We start from the raw sequence: 13834 nt of genomic DNA on the forward strand, positions 1-13834 counted from the left end.
ACAAGTTAAATACAGGTTGTTATTTCTTTGCACTCTTTGGAGACGAAAATTATGGCGCGAGATGCGAAAGTTGTAGCGAATAGAGTTATGGCCTTGCTGGGAGGTGAGGGCAATATCGCACAACTGAATCACTGTGCAACACGACTGCGTGTTGTGGCCAAGGACGATGAACAAGTCGATGCTGAAGGACTCAGCGCAACAGAAGGTGTACACGGGTACTTCTTCCAAAATGGTCAGCACCAAGTGATCTTGGGTACCGGATTTGTGGGTAAGGTTTTTGCCATTATGAAAGGCAATGAAGCCATTGAAGAAGCCCCACAAACTGAAGAGAAAAAAGACAAAGTCAGCACGTTCCAAACAGTAACACGTACTTTCTCTGACATCTTTGTTGCCATCATCCCAGCGTTGGTTGCAACTGGCTTACTTATGGGCTTGCGTGGGCTGTTGGTTAACGGCTTCGGTATTGAACTGTCGCCACAGTTAAATACGTTGTCTCAAGTTTTAACCGATACTGCCTTCATCTTTATTCCAGTATTGGTGACATGGTCTGCCATGCGCGTGTTTGGTGGTAACCCAGTGCTCGGTATTGTATTGGGCTTGATGCTGGTGGCACCGCAACTCGCCAATAAATGGGATGTCGCCTTTGGTAACGCCGAAGCGATGATGATTCCATTCATGGGTTTCGAAATTGCGGTGACTGGTTTACAAAGCTCGATTCTTCCTGCGGTGTTTATGGGGTGGTTTGCTGCCTTAGTTGAGCGCACATCACGCAAACACATCCCTGAAGTTCTGGATTTGATTCTGACACCATTTATTACGTTGTTGGTCTCTTTGATTGCTGGCTTGGTGTTCGTTGGTCCAATCCTACTCGGCATTGAAAAACTCATTACCGAAGCCGTTCTCTACTTCTTACAAATCCCATACGGCATTGGTGGCTTGATTTACGGAGGCGCAATTCAATTCATGGCGGTAACAGGTATGCACCACACCATCGTGCCTATCACTATCGCAATGGTGACAGATACAGGCTTTGACTACATCAACCCATTGGGTACTGCTGCAATTGCAGGCCAGTTTGGTGCGGCAATGGCGGTTATGTCGATGCAGACAGACAAAGTAAAGCGTACTGGTATGTTTGGTGCAGCGTTGCCAGCTCTGTTTGGTATCACTGAACCAGCGATGTTTGCGATTACTCTGCCTCGCGTAAAACCTTTCTTGTATGGCTGTATTGGCGGTGCATTAGGTGGCTGTTTGGGCGCGATTGCGGGTATTGGCTCTGCGGGTACGGGCGCAACTATGTTACCGGGTGTTCTGCTTTATCTTGGCGGCGGTCTAGGAATGTATGTGCTTGTTATGTTGGTGGGTGCGGCTTCGGCTTTCGCATTAACAAAGCTGCTTTACAAAGAGCCTAAATAATTTTTCACCACCTATTTGAGTGAATATCTTTTTCTTGGAGTTGTTATGGATTTTTCTAATCGTCAAAACCGCTTTGTCCGAATTCACGAGGTGAGCGAGGAGTATTTGGCGGATATTGAACACAAAACACAAACAGACCCGTTTTACCCGAGCTACCACATTGCACCAAAGCACGGCTTGTTGAATGACCCGAATGGCTTGAGTTACTTCAATGGCGAGCACCACATTTTCTATCAGTGGTTCCCGCTTGGCCCAGTGCACGGTTTGAAGCACTGGTACCACGTATCGACCAACGATTTCGTGAACTTTACTGACCGCGGTATCGCGATGTACCCAGACCAAGATTATGACCATCATGGTTGTTATACCGGTGTTGGTGTACCACACGATGACCAGCTGTACATTTTCTACACGGCGAATTTGAAAAAGGAGAATGACCAACGTCACCCGACTCAAGTTCTCGCGATTATGGACAAGCAAGGTAACGTGGAAAAGAAAGGCGTCGTCGTGGATTTCGATCCTAATGCCTACACTGCAGAGATTCGTGACCCAGTGCTGGTTTGTCGTGACAACGATTATCACATGTTGATTGGCGCTCAAGATCATAACGAAAAGGGCACGCTGGCTTATTACCACGGTAAAGACATTGATGATTACCACCATATGGGTGACATCGATGTGGGTCTCGAAGACTTTGGCTATATGTGGGAGTGTCCGAACTACTACGAAACCGATGAAAACGGGGTTTACATCTTCTCGCCTCAAGGTGTTAGCTCAGACAATAAGTACGATCTTAAGAACGTCTTCTCTGTGGTTTATATGGTCGGTGAGCGTATTGATTTTGAATCGAAAGTATTCAACAACCAAGGCTACCGTGAGCTGGACAAAGGCTTCGATTTCTACGCGCCACAAACTTATCTGGATGACCAACAACGTCGTATCTTGATTGGCTGGCTAGGTAACTCAAAAAGTGACTACCCAACCGATAAGAATGGCTGGGCACACATGCTGACTCTGCCACGTGAGTTGACGATTGATGGTAGTTACCTAATTCAGACACCATTGAAAGAGCTTGAAGCGCTGCGTCAAAACTCAGTGGATGTTGAAGGCTCTACACCTGTGGCATTGATGTCACGAGCGTTTGAGTTGGAACTGAATGTAGATGAGTCTTTCACTCTGATTCTGGCTAACCAGAAAGGTGAGCAGATGGTGTTCCAAGGTGATCGCGATGAGCTGATTCTGGACCGCTCTCACGTTTCACATCTACACGCGGAAGCATACGGCACGGTTCGTTATGCACAGCGCCTAGAGCAAGCACAAACTATTCGCATCTTTGTCGATAACTCAGCGATGGAAATTTTTGCTGACAACGGCAAGACAGTGTTCACCTCTCGCATCTTCATCGATGAGCTGTCTCTGGTCGCGCTAGATAATGCGACTGGCACACTGCATTACATGTCTGCGATACAGGCTACTCGCTAGCCACCAATAAATTATTCCAAAACAAAAAACAAGGCCCTCGTTGGGGAGGGCCTCTTATTGCCAAAATATAGGGTTTAGCATGAAAAATACACTAAAAATGTCGCTCGCTGCGGCTTCAGTAATGGCTGCAATGACAGCGAACGCTGGAATCAGCATTGTTGATACGGAAGAAGGTAACTTCTCTGTTGGCGGTAACGTGGAGTTGAACTTCAACTACCAAGACCGTGAATCACACGATAATAATGACAGCGAATTTAACCAAGACGGCCGCGTTCTAATTGAATTTGCTGGCGAAAAGTACACGAGCAATGGTCACTATGTGGGTGTGAAAGCACAGCCTTTGTTTGAGAGCACAGGTAATATTGCACTGGATGATGCGTACTTTGAGTTTGGTAAGAAAGACGGTTGGGCTATTAAAGCGGGTCGCTTTGAAGCTTACGACATGTTCCCTGTTGGTCTTGATGTATTCCTAGAGTACTCAGGTGACACAGCGAACGACCTGTATTCAGACGGTGCGGCTTACACGTACCAAGCGAAAGAGGCGCGTGGTCGCGGCTCAGACGGCCAAATTATGTACAGCCAAACTTTTGGCAACTTGTATGTTGAAGTCGGCGCAATGCTCGGTGACCGCTCTAACTTGTTCGATGGCGGTATTGAAGGTAAATACCACGGTGAGCAAATCGACACAGTTAAAGATTCATTCCTAGTGCGCCCAGTTGTGGCTTACCAAATGGGTGATTTCAAGGTAGCCGCTTCGGTGGAAACCAACCTAGTTTCAGACGCGATTGTGGCGAATGGTGTTGATATCTCAGATCGTACGGGTTACGGCTTGACTGGTAACTGGACCAACGGCGATTGGAGTGTAAATGCGAATGTTGCTTACATGGATGCTGTAGACGAAAACAACCTAACAGCGGGTGTTAACGCACTTTGGAATAACTTTGGCCTAGGCTACATTCACGCAATCAATGAGTATGAAAACAAAGAGTTTTCTTCTTGGGCTGAAGGCGACGTAAACGTATCAACATGGTATGCATCTTACGCATTCCGTGATGTACTTGAAGTACAAGACTTTTCAATTCTTCTAGGTACATACTACACGATGGTTGATAACAAACTGGACCAACAATCGGACGCATCCGCCTTTGCTGAAGAAGACGATTTCGGTGCTCGTGTACGTCTGTTCTACGAATTCTAATTTAAACGTCGTTACTAGAGGCAAAGTGATATGAACAAGGTTTGGGTAACTGGAGATGCTGTTGTGGATTTGATTCCAGATGGCGAGGATCGTTATTTAAAATGCCCTGGTGGCGCACCAGCAAACGTTGCTGTGGCCATCTCTCGATTGGGTGGTGATACCGCTTTCTTTGGTCGAGTTGGGCAAGATCCGCTAGGACGCTTTATGAAGCAAACCCTAACGGATGAGAAGGTGAATACCGATGACATGCTGCTGGATGAAGCTCAGCGAACATCTACGGTGATTGTCGACTTAGATGATGATGGTGAACGCAGCTTTACCTTTATGGTTAAGCCAAGCGCCGACCAATTTTTCAGCGTCGAAGACATCCCAACATTTGCATCTTGGCAATGGATGCACAGCTGTTCGATCGCTTTGGCTAACGAGCCATCACGCAGCGCAACGCTTGAAGCGATGAAGCGAATGAAATCAGCAGGCGGCTTCATCAGCTTTGACCCTAATCTAAGAGATGAGGTATGGTCAGACCCATCTCAGATCCAAGAAGTGGTGATGAATGCGGTCAATCTGGCAGACGTAGTGAAGTTTTCTGAAGAAGAACTGACGTTCCTGACAGACACTGATACCCTCGATACGGCTTTAGATGCATTAAATGCGGCGCCTAACAAGCTGATCATCGTGACGCTAGGCGCTCGTGGTGCGTTGGCGGTTTACAATGGTGAACGTCGAGTGATTGAGGGCACTAAAGTTGAACAAGTTATTGATACAACAGGTGCTGGTGATGCATTCGTTGGAGGCTTGCTAGCCAAGCTGTCTCAGAATACGGACTGGTGTTCTTGGAGTCAGGTTGAAGCTGCGGTGCACTGGGGTAACGGCTGTGGCGCACTTGCGACGACGCAAAAAGGTGCTATGACGGCACTGCCAAGTTTGGCTCAACTTACGAAGTTAGTTAGAGAGTTGTGATTATTGTCTTTTCACTTTCTGAAAAAAGTCGCTCAACAAGAGCGACTTTTTGTTATCTAAAGAGTGGGCAATATGCCGCAACATAACTGAAGGTGCTTGTTCTTTACTTGCTCATTATTAATGACTTTCCATACCTGTAGTTATTCATAAATTGCTAATGTTCGATTTTCTGAGGCTGATGTTTGTCCAGAAACGACTTAGACAGTTTTTCCTATAGTTAAATTTGGTTAGAAATATGCCTAGCATTTTAAACAAGAAAAACTACTGTATAAGTCCACTTTTCGTCCACCCAAGCAAAGCTGAGATAAAGTGGGGAAGGGGAAAGTTGATTATTTTCAGTGTATTGAGCGAGATTTACGACGTTTTTGAGGGCTCAAAAACGGTGAAACCCCGATGTTGGTAGCATCGGGGTTTCGAATTTCTAGATTTCTCGACTGGTAAGATCGATTATCTTTTCTATGCAGAAGGCTGGATTAATCCAATCTTATTCCTTGGTAGGGAATTAGATGCGGATGAAGTCCATATGCTCAACTTTTGGCTTGAACGCGTGACGTTGAACGTCTTGTGGCTTAACCTTAACTTCTGCGCCGTCAATCAGTAGAGTGATTGCTTCGTAGAATTCAGGCTTGTCCATTTGGTTGATCACGTCAGCGTGAACAAGTTCGATAGCTACAGCTTCAGCTTCGCCACCGTAGATTACAGCTGGGAATTTACCAGCGTGACGTAGGCGGCGGCTCGCACCTTTACCTAGTTCAGTACGTACTACTGCTTCAAATTTCATAGTTTTACTCTCAAATTAGTAAAAATTAACTTCACACCTCAATGCGACCTTGAGTGTGTGGTAATGCTTAAACATAAAAGTTCATGCTTAAGCGAGCGCGGATACTAACATCACATTCCAATATGAGCAAGTCAGAAGCCCATCTCAAAGTGAATTTCCTTCGATAATGGGTTCGTTTGGAGATAAAACGTTCGCTAACGCTTGTTTAGCGCATTTTACTCCCTTTTACATCGCAATCCTTATCTATTTATATCACTGCTAAATCATCAAGTTAATGAACGGAAAATGAATGTTTGCCTAAGACTTGGTTAAGTCTTAGTTCGTTAATCTTAGTGTTAATTAAACAGCAGAATGAATAGGTGAAAATATGAAACCGGTAAGCATTGTCGTAATTACGCTAAACGAAGAGAAACGCATTAGCCGCTTAATGGAAGAGTTGAGCGTGCAAACCCACCAAGAGTTTGAAGTGATTGTTGTCGACTCGAACAGTGAAGATAACACCAGAGAAGTGGCGCAAGCTTATGAAAACGCGTTGCCAAAATTAACGGTGCATCACATGGAAAACCGTGGTGTGAGCCTTGGCCGAAACACGGGTGCTTCATTGGCGCAATACAACCGAATCCTTTTCTTAGATGCTGACGTGAGCTTGCCTCGAAACTTCCTTGCGAAAGCGCTTTATGAACTAGAAGAGAAGAAGCTTGAAGTGGCGGGTGTGTACATGAGCTCGAAAGGTTTGCCGCTTGTACACAAGTTTGGTTACGGGCTATTTAACGCAGGCTTGTTTACTACTCAGTTCTTTTTCCCGACGGCGATTGGCGCATGTATTTTCTCGACTAAACGGGCGCATGATGAGATCGGCGGTTTTGATGAAGAGATCGTCCTGTGTGAAGATTGTGACTACGTAAAACGTGCGAGCAAAACATGGCGATTTAGATTCCTAAATATGACTTTTGGTTTTGACCCACGTCGATTAGATCAAGATGGTGTTGTGAAGACGGGTTCAACTTACCTTAAAGCCAATGTAAGACGCTTCTTTAAAGGCGAAATGCGTAACAACGAAATGAACTACAAGTTTGGTCACTACAAAGAACAGTAAGCGTTGAGGTTGTTATGTTTGATGGACTAGGGTTGTTTCTGGGAGCATTGGGTGATGCTCTCATTGGCCCAAACCTATTTGTACCGGGAGAGCCGTTCTTTATCGCAGCGGGCTTTCAACTGTATTCAGGTGCATGGATGGCGTTGGTTTTGGTGATGCTAGGTGGTTTGCTTGGTGATCAACTCAGTTATTTCATTGGTTATAAATACGGTGTTAAGGTGCAACGAAGGCTCATTAAGTTTCGCCCTAAAACCAAAAGATTAATTGCGCGCTGCCGCTATCTGGTTGCTCGCAAAGGCACATACATCATTCTTTTTGCTCGTTTATTAGGGCCTATCGCTTGGGTTGTGCCATTTATAGCTGGCTCGCATCGTGTACCGTGGCGTAATTTTAGTGTGTTGGCGTTTATCGGTTTGGCCCTTGGTGGAGGGCAGTTCATTGCTTGGGGCATGTTACTGGCGCACGGCGTTGAAAACTTCCCGTGGCTTAATAGCCTTAAGATATTTATCTCGGAGCATAATAGCTTGATCGTTGGTGTGTTCGCGGTATTAGTCTTCACCATTATCGGTTACCGAATGAAGTGGCGATGCTTAGTACTTAAGTCTAGTGCGCTGTTGTTGGCGTGGGTATTGTTTGCGAACTACGCTCACTTTTTCTGGAAAGCGGATGACTTTCAGAATCAACCAGAGACGGCTCAAATAAACAAAGTCGACTGGAACTCGGTTACCTATAAAGCGTTCCCCGGTAAATCTTCGTTCTACTCGGCGCAAGCGATCAACGTAATTTATGTTGGAGCAACCCCAAGAGACTTAATGAAGCAATTAGGCTGGATAGAGAATCAAACCTTCTCTCGAAATGAGATTGAATGGGTTGGTTATCTCGCATTGCTTAGAGAAAAAACGCCGCCAGTGTCTGATTTATATTGGCGAGACAAGCCGCAAGATATGGCTTTTCAATTGCCGGGTAACCTGATGAAGCGCAGCCATATTCGTTGGTGGCGTGCAGGTGTTGATATTAAAACTAACCAGCCTCAGTGGTTAGGCGCAATTAGCTATGATGATGGCCTTAAAGTCACGCCTTACTCAGGCATTGTGACCGTGCTTCATAACATTGACCCTAATGTTGATGAAGAGCGAGATCGGCTTGCTAATCAGATACGAACGTTACTACCAGACATCGAGTTAGACAAGTACCCATTAGCAACGGTGGAAGTGATCAATGACGATCATGACTATTACACTGATGGCCGGGTATTAACGATTGGAGCAACGACCCTTAGTGATAATTCACAAACTTTGGATGTTGCTGTGAACGATATATAGAGTTGTATATAAGGTCGATAGAATTAAGCCCTAGCATTACGTTAGGGCTTATTGTGTTTAACTTTTACTTAGCTTGTTCAGCCTTTACTTACTTTAAGCACCAGAGAAGCTTTTAAGCCGCCCATTGAGCTCTTGCTGAGCGTTAGGCTGCCTCGGTAACTGTGTGCCATTTCATTTACGATATTAAGCCCTAAGCCTGTTCCTGGTGTGGTTTCATCAAGTCGGACGCCACGTTTGGTCACTTGCTCAAGCTTCTCTTCAGGAATGCCTTGGCCATCATCTTCAATCACCAACTCTATGTTGCCATCGTCGAGTTCATTTGCATGGACGCGAATAATGCTGCCCGCCCACTTGTAACTGTTCTCGAGTAGGTTGCCGACCATTTCATCAAGGTCGGTTTTTTCTACTGCCACTTCAATCTCAGAGTCTAGCTCGTTAATCATGGTGACTTCATTGGCAGCGTAGACTTTATCAAACGCCATTGAGATAGCTTCGACACGCTCACAAGGTGAAGACTTCACCGAAAGAATGTTCATTGCACCTGCCATACGAGCGCGGCCAAGGTGATAATCAATTTGGCTTTGAATCTGATGAATGGGCTGTTGCAGCAGTGCCTTGTCATCCTCTGGAAGTCGCTCTATCTCATTTTTTAGAACTGAAAGCGGTGTTTTCAACGCATGAGATAAGTTACCCGCGTGGTTACGAGCTCGTTCTAATAACTCTTGATAGTGAAAGAGCAGGGCATTGAGGTCAGAGACTAATGGAGAAACCTCTTTCGGGTAGTTATCGCTTAACCCTTGTTGCTCGCCGTTTCTTAGCATTACCAGTTCGCGTTGCATCTTGCTGAGCGGTAATAACGACCAACTGACTTGAATACCGATCAACATCAGCACGCCAACAAACAGCAACATTAGGATCAACCAGACTTGACCAGTAAGCTCTGTCAGTGTGGATTCTAATGGATCTTCATCAATACCAATGGTGATCGTGACAGGGTCGCTCAGTTCAGGCAGGTAGATATCTTGCTCGATGTAAATCAGCTTTTCTTTCTCTGGCCCTTTGACTGATGTGTGAATCGGTGAACGCTTGATGGTGAGGTCTTTATCCCATAGCGAGCGAGATCGAATGATCTGCTCTTGGGTAGCGGCGCGCCAATAAATACCACTGTAGGGCTGGTTGAACCTAGGATCAGACAGACGCTCTGCCATGATCAGGTTACCACTGTCATTGGTTTCGATATTGGCGGTTAACTCATCCATGGTTAAGCCAAGCTGCTGCTTCATGTCATCGACGAGGTAGTCGTTAACCAGTTTCGGAATCCCGACACCAGCCGCTAATATCATCGCACCTAGCCAAAAAGCCGCAGCAAGGAGCAAGCGGCTTTTTAAACTGATGTTTTTAAGTGTTCGTTTCTTTAGATTCATGCATTTCCAACCTGCCTTTGCTCATCGTAACTTATCGTATTGCGATGATCAGAACAGGCTGTCCACTTAATTAATGGTTGCTCTTGGCGTGATTGACGACTGAGCTATTCAGCATTCAGTTGGTAGCCAAGGCCACGAACGGTTTTGATGATCTTTGGTGCGATTTTCTTACGAATACGACCGATGAACACTTCAACCGTGTTTGAGTCTCGGTCGAAGTCTTGCTTGTAGATATGCTCAACCAACTCAGTGCGCGAGATAACCTTGTTTTGGTTATGCATGAAGTACGCGACAACTTTATATTCCAGCGCCGTGAGGCTAACTGCTTGACCTTGCCACAACACTTTAGAACTGCGTGTGTCTAGGCTTAGATCACCGATTTGAAGTATCGGAGCAGCACTGCCTGATGCTCGGCGCAGTTGAGCTCGGATACGGGCAATCAGCTCGACCATCTCAAATGGCTTAGTTAGGTAGTCATCAGCACCGGCGTTCAAGCCCTCAACACGTTGAGTTAGCGTGTCACGAGCACTTAAGATAATCACTGGCGTGTTGATGTTTTCGTCTCGAATGCCTTTTAATACCGTTAGGCCGTCAAGCTTAGGTAGACCTAAATCGAGAACAATAGCATCCCACTCTTCTGATGTTGCACGGTAGAGTGCGTCGATACCGTCTTGAGAAAGTTCTGGAACCCAGTCGGCTCCCTCAAGGGTTTCTAGAATTTGTTGGCCCAAGCGAGGTTCGTCTTCAACGACTAAAATTTTCATAATTGTTCTTCTTAATTCTTGTAATGACTGTTCGTTGTGCTTAATTGCTCGTCGTGATTAATGTAAAGTTGCGGCTCTGAATTATTCGCCGTGTTTAATTGCGTCTTTAAAGTTTCGGCCTTTAATCATGAGCATCTCTAACGTCTCGGCGTTGTATTCGACTTTGATGATGTTGTTTTGGTAATTGATTTTTAGTTCATACACCCAAATGTCGTCATCTTCTTCTAGCTCTACTTTAATGATTCTGCCATGAAGATCGTTTTCAACGGCCGCATACATTTCTGAGAAAGGGCGAATATAGCCTTCGCGTACAGCTTCGTAGACTTCGTCTTGATCTTCTTCAAATTCGATACGGGTTCCCGCTTTATGGACATCTTGTACAAGATCATGACCGTTATGATCTGAGTCAGCCCACGCACTAGCGGCGACACATAAGCCTAAGCTTAAAGAAAACATAGAAATCATAACTTTACTAAACATAGCGAATCCTAGAGAAGGTTGATAGCGTTCAGTATAAAAAAGTAATTCTGAACAGAAAGTGAACCTGATTAATAATGAGAATTTGATACCGAAAAACTTAACGCTTAAATGGCGCAGGCTTTAATACATAAGATTAATTGCCGAGTGTTAAGAACGTAAGACTTACTTTTATTCTTAACCTTAACGCTGCTGTAGTTCGTCTTCGAATATCTTGTCTCTCATTTTCCAAAAGCGTCCGACTTTACGGGCAATCACGAATTGAGGTGGGCGGAATCTATGTTGGTGAGCAACCACTTTCGTCGGTGAGGCTTCTTCGAAAGGGCGATGTCTGTCTGCAAGGTGAGGGCGAACAAACTGGTCTTTGAAGTTCTGCTTCTGCTTTTTGCTGGTTAATGACCAAAACTCATGCACTTGCGCTTGGTTTTCTCCGCGATAGGTGACCTTAAGTTGTGATTTACCTTTCTCGTCTTTAAGCACGTTGAGGTCCATTTCCAAGCATTCAAATACCAAGGCATCTTTTAGGTTCAGTGCTTCTTTTAGCTTTTTGTCTGGGTCGACTAAGGTTGCATCGCACTCATGACAAATGCGCGCAGCAATGTCATTATCAGCACCACATTCACCGCAATATTTCGCTCGGAAGCGATAATTACAGTGCTCGCGCTCGCCCGTGTCTTCATCGGTAAAGTAGCCTTGGCATTTGCGCCCAAAGTGCTCAAGCAAGAAGCCATTGCTGTCTAGCTTGCCCCAAAAGTTATTATTGAAGCCGCACGCAGGGCAAGGGATGGTGATGATTTCACTGTCTGAATCGGGTTTAGGGTCGCCAACCTCAGGTTGGTAGAGGTCGTAACTGTTGCCCGCATAGTCGAGCACCAAACACTCTTTTTTACCCGGAGATAGGCGTAAGCCACGGCCAACGATTTGTTGATACAAACTGATGGATTCTGTCGGGCGCAAAATCGCGATTAAATCGACGTGTGGCGCATCAAAACCTGTGGTTAATACCGATACGTTAACCAAAAACTTGATTTTACGTTCTTTGAAGTCGCTGATAATTTGGTCACGTTCGAGAGTTGGTGTATCACCAATCACAATTGAAGCTTCACCTTCTGGCAATAAGCCGAGGATCTCTTGCGCGTGTCGAACGGTCGCAGCGAATACCATGATGCCTAGTTTATCTTGGGCTAGGTGAATAATCTGATCGACAATCTGTGGGGTCGCTCGTTTCGATTGCTCGATCACCATGTCGAGTTCTGCTTCTTTGTAGCGACCAGTGCTCGCGGGCTTTAACTGCGAAAAGTCATAGCTCAACACGGGTGCATCAATCATGCGTGCAGGAGTTAAGAAACCTTCATCGAGCAGGTAACGAATCGGCAGCTCAAAGATACAGTCGCGGAAGAAACGTGGCTCATCTGAACGCACTTGACCGCGAGTGTGGTATTGATAAATCCAACCCATCCCAAGACGATATGGGGTCGCTGTTAATCCAAGCACCTTGATGCCCGAATTATTCTCGCGTAAGTGAGTGATGACTTTCTGATAACTACTGGTCTTTTCATCGGGAACACGGTGGCATTCGTCGATAACCAACAGCGAAAATTGGTTAGAGAATGAATCGAGATTTCGCACCACAGATTGCACCGAAGCAAACACGACTTGTTGGTCGGTCTCTTTGCGTCCTAAACCCGCAGAGAAAATCGAGCCTTTCAGCCCGTAACCTTCATACTTTTCATGGTTCTGTTCAACCAACTCTTTTACGTGAGCAAGCACCAACACTCGACCTTTCGCAAGCCTTGCTAACTCTGCAATCACAAGGCTTTTTCCTGCACCTGTCGGAAGCACGAGCACTGCCGGAGTTTGGTGTTTTCTGAAGTAATGAATCACTGATTTTACAGAATCAGCTTGGTACGGGCGGAGTGTATACATATCGCGTCTTGTAAGAAGGAAAACAAATAGTGTGAAATAGCTCAACTAATTGAGCAAAGGTGACTATAATACCCGACTTAGATTAGTTGAGGTATTCATGCGTTTAGATAAATTTCTGTGCGATGCATTAGGCGTCACTCGAAGAGAAGCAACACACTTATTAAAATCCAAGGCAGTGACAGTAAATGATGTCATTCAAAAAAGCGGTTCACTCAAGGTAACTGAAGAGTGCGTTGTCGAATGGCAAGGCAATGAACTGAATGTTCACGGCCCACGTTACATCATGCTTTATAAGCCTGAAGGCTTTGTTTGTTCGCATGAAGATGGCGCAAATCGTATCGCGTTTGAATTACTTGATGAAATCAAAATGGACAAGCTGCACTTTGCTGGCCGTCTAGATATTGATACAACAGGTCTTGTATTGATTACCGACGATGGTAAGTGGTCTCACCGTATCACTTCGCCAAAGCACAAGTGCGAGAAGACGTACCGTGTTTGGTTGGTTGAACCTGTTGAAGACGATTACGTTGAAAAATTCAAAGAGGGCATCCAGCTTAAGAGCGAAGATGGCCTAACACTTCCTGCACACCTAGAAGTTCGTGCAGAGCGTGAAGTATTGCTAACGATTCACGAAGGCAAATACCACCAAGTTAAACGTATGTTTGCTGCTCTTGGTAACAAGGTAGAAGCACTACACCGTGAACGTATTGGCGAAATTGAGATGGACGAATCTTTAGAGTTAGGTGAATACCGTTACCTAACGCAAGAAGAAGTCGATTCAATCTGGAAGTAGTCCTTAGCTAGAAGTTGCTCTTAACAAGAAATTGTTCTTAACAAGAGACCACTTTTGCTGGAAATAGCCCTTTCGTTGTAAAGCCGACCATGGATAGCGTCGGCTGATGATGTTGACTGGTACTAGGAAAGTCTCAGCCAATCTTTGACTCGCGTACTCACGCTAGTCCCTAGCTCTATCAGTTGAACATTCGGA

12 protein-coding genes are annotated in these 13834 nt (G+C 45.4%); 7 read left to right on the forward strand and 5 right to left on the reverse strand.

Annotated elements, in window-relative coordinates; genetic code table 11:
* Positions 1-51 precede the first annotated feature (51 nt).
* From AB4371_RS21090 to AB4371_RS21105, 4 genes are all read left to right on the forward strand, one after another.
* Positions 52-1416 carry a PTS transporter subunit EIIC gene (locus AB4371_RS21090; protein ID WP_372083097.1) on the forward strand — a complete coding sequence of 455 codons (1365 nt, stop codon included), beginning with the start codon at positions 52-54 and terminating at the stop codon, positions 1414-1416.
* A gap of 45 nt (positions 1417-1461) precedes the next feature.
* Positions 1462-2898, forward strand: a complete 1437-nt coding sequence (locus tag AB4371_RS21095; RefSeq protein ID WP_372150614.1) for a sucrose-6-phosphate hydrolase — start codon at positions 1462-1464, stop codon at positions 2896-2898.
* A gap of 79 nt (positions 2899-2977) precedes the next feature.
* On the forward strand, positions 2978-4096 hold the full coding sequence (locus AB4371_RS21100) for a carbohydrate porin (RefSeq protein ID WP_136982095.1): 1119 nt from the start codon (positions 2978-2980) through the stop codon (positions 4094-4096).
* A gap of 30 nt (positions 4097-4126) precedes the next feature.
* Positions 4127-5056 (forward strand): aminoimidazole riboside kinase, encoded by a 930-nt coding sequence (locus AB4371_RS21105; protein WP_372150615.1) that lies wholly within the window; start codon positions 4127-4129, stop codon positions 5054-5056.
* 502 nt (positions 5057-5558) lie between these two features.
* On the opposite strand, the gene rplY is transcribed toward AB4371_RS21105, so the two are convergent.
* Positions 5559-5837, reverse strand: a complete 279-nt coding sequence (gene rplY, locus AB4371_RS21110; protein WP_017060373.1) for a 50S ribosomal protein L25 — start codon at positions 5835-5837, stop codon at positions 5559-5561.
* A gap of 367 nt (positions 5838-6204) precedes the next feature.
* On the opposite strand from rplY, the gene AB4371_RS21115 reads away from it, so the two are divergent.
* Positions 6205-6933 carry a glycosyltransferase gene (locus tag AB4371_RS21115; RefSeq protein ID WP_017070601.1) on the forward strand — a complete coding sequence of 243 codons (729 nt, stop codon included), beginning with the start codon at positions 6205-6207 and terminating at the stop codon, positions 6931-6933.
* A 14-nt stretch (positions 6934-6947) separates the two neighbouring features.
* On the forward strand, positions 6948-8255 hold the full coding sequence (locus tag AB4371_RS21120) for an LssY C-terminal domain-containing protein (RefSeq protein WP_017070602.1): 1308 nt from the start codon (positions 6948-6950) through the stop codon (positions 8253-8255).
* A gap of 77 nt (positions 8256-8332) precedes the next feature.
* On the opposite strand, the gene AB4371_RS21125 is transcribed toward AB4371_RS21120, so the two are convergent.
* The 4 genes from AB4371_RS21125 to AB4371_RS21140 all read right to left on the reverse strand — a co-directional run bounded on the left by AB4371_RS21125 (position 8333) and on the right by AB4371_RS21140 (position 12846).
* A complete protein-coding gene (locus tag AB4371_RS21125) occupies positions 8333-9679 on the reverse strand; it encodes an ATP-binding protein (protein WP_017068035.1) in 1347 nt (448 codons plus the stop codon).
* 104 nt (positions 9680-9783) lie between these two features.
* Positions 9784-10443, reverse strand: a complete 660-nt coding sequence (locus AB4371_RS21130; protein ID WP_004734666.1) for a response regulator transcription factor — start codon at positions 10441-10443, stop codon at positions 9784-9786.
* 81 nt (positions 10444-10524) lie between these two features.
* Complete coding sequence (locus tag AB4371_RS21135) at positions 10525-10923, reverse strand: PepSY domain-containing protein (RefSeq protein WP_004734667.1); 399 nt, start codon at positions 10921-10923, stop codon at positions 10525-10527.
* 180 nt (positions 10924-11103) lie between these two features.
* Complete coding sequence (locus tag AB4371_RS21140) at positions 11104-12846, reverse strand: DEAD/DEAH box helicase (RefSeq protein ID WP_017066075.1); 1743 nt, start codon at positions 12844-12846, stop codon at positions 11104-11106.
* A gap of 97 nt (positions 12847-12943) precedes the next feature.
* Between AB4371_RS21140 and rsuA the strand changes: the two genes are divergently transcribed.
* On the forward strand, positions 12944-13639 hold the full coding sequence (gene rsuA / locus AB4371_RS21145) for a 16S rRNA pseudouridine(516) synthase RsuA (protein ID WP_017060380.1): 696 nt from the start codon (positions 12944-12946) through the stop codon (positions 13637-13639).
* The last annotated feature ends 195 nt before the right edge of the window (positions 13640-13834 follow it).

The sequence above is a fragment of the Vibrio sp. 10N.261.51.A3 genome, from assembly GCF_041471965.1.
GTDB lineage: Bacteria > Pseudomonadota > Gammaproteobacteria > Enterobacterales > Vibrionaceae > Vibrio > Vibrio crassostreae_C.

Bases quoted from the DNA above. Each gene is read 5' to 3' on its own strand.
- AB4371_RS21090 (WP_372083097.1), top strand. From the start codon at position 52: ATGGCGCGAGATGCGAAAGTTGTAGCGAATAGAGTTATGGCCTTGCTG.
- AB4371_RS21095 (WP_372150614.1), top strand. From the start codon at position 1,462: ATGGATTTTTCTAATCGTCAAAACCGCTTTGTCCGAATTCACGAGGTG.
- AB4371_RS21100 (WP_136982095.1), top strand. From the start codon at position 2,978: ATGAAAAATACACTAAAAATGTCGCTCGCTGCGGCTTCAGTAATGGCT.
- AB4371_RS21105 (WP_372150615.1), top strand. From the start codon at position 4,127: ATGAACAAGGTTTGGGTAACTGGAGATGCTGTTGTGGATTTGATTCCA.
- rplY (WP_017060373.1), bottom strand. From the start codon at position 5,837: ATGAAATTTGAAGCAGTAGTACGTACTGAACTAGGTAAAGGTGCGAGC.
- AB4371_RS21115 (WP_017070601.1), top strand. From the start codon at position 6,205: ATGAAACCGGTAAGCATTGTCGTAATTACGCTAAACGAAGAGAAACGC.
- AB4371_RS21120 (WP_017070602.1), top strand. From the start codon at position 6,948: ATGTTTGATGGACTAGGGTTGTTTCTGGGAGCATTGGGTGATGCTCTC.
- AB4371_RS21125 (WP_017068035.1), bottom strand. From the start codon at position 9,679: ATGAATCTAAAGAAACGAACACTTAAAAACATCAGTTTAAAAAGCCGC.
- AB4371_RS21130 (WP_004734666.1), bottom strand. From the start codon at position 10,443: ATGAAAATTTTAGTCGTTGAAGACGAACCTCGCTTGGGCCAACAAATT.
- AB4371_RS21135 (WP_004734667.1), bottom strand. From the start codon at position 10,923: ATGTTTAGTAAAGTTATGATTTCTATGTTTTCTTTAAGCTTAGGCTTA.
- AB4371_RS21140 (WP_017066075.1), bottom strand. From the start codon at position 12,846: ATGTATACACTCCGCCCGTACCAAGCTGATTCTGTAAAATCAGTGATT.
- rsuA (WP_017060380.1), top strand. From the start codon at position 12,944: ATGCGTTTAGATAAATTTCTGTGCGATGCATTAGGCGTCACTCGAAGA.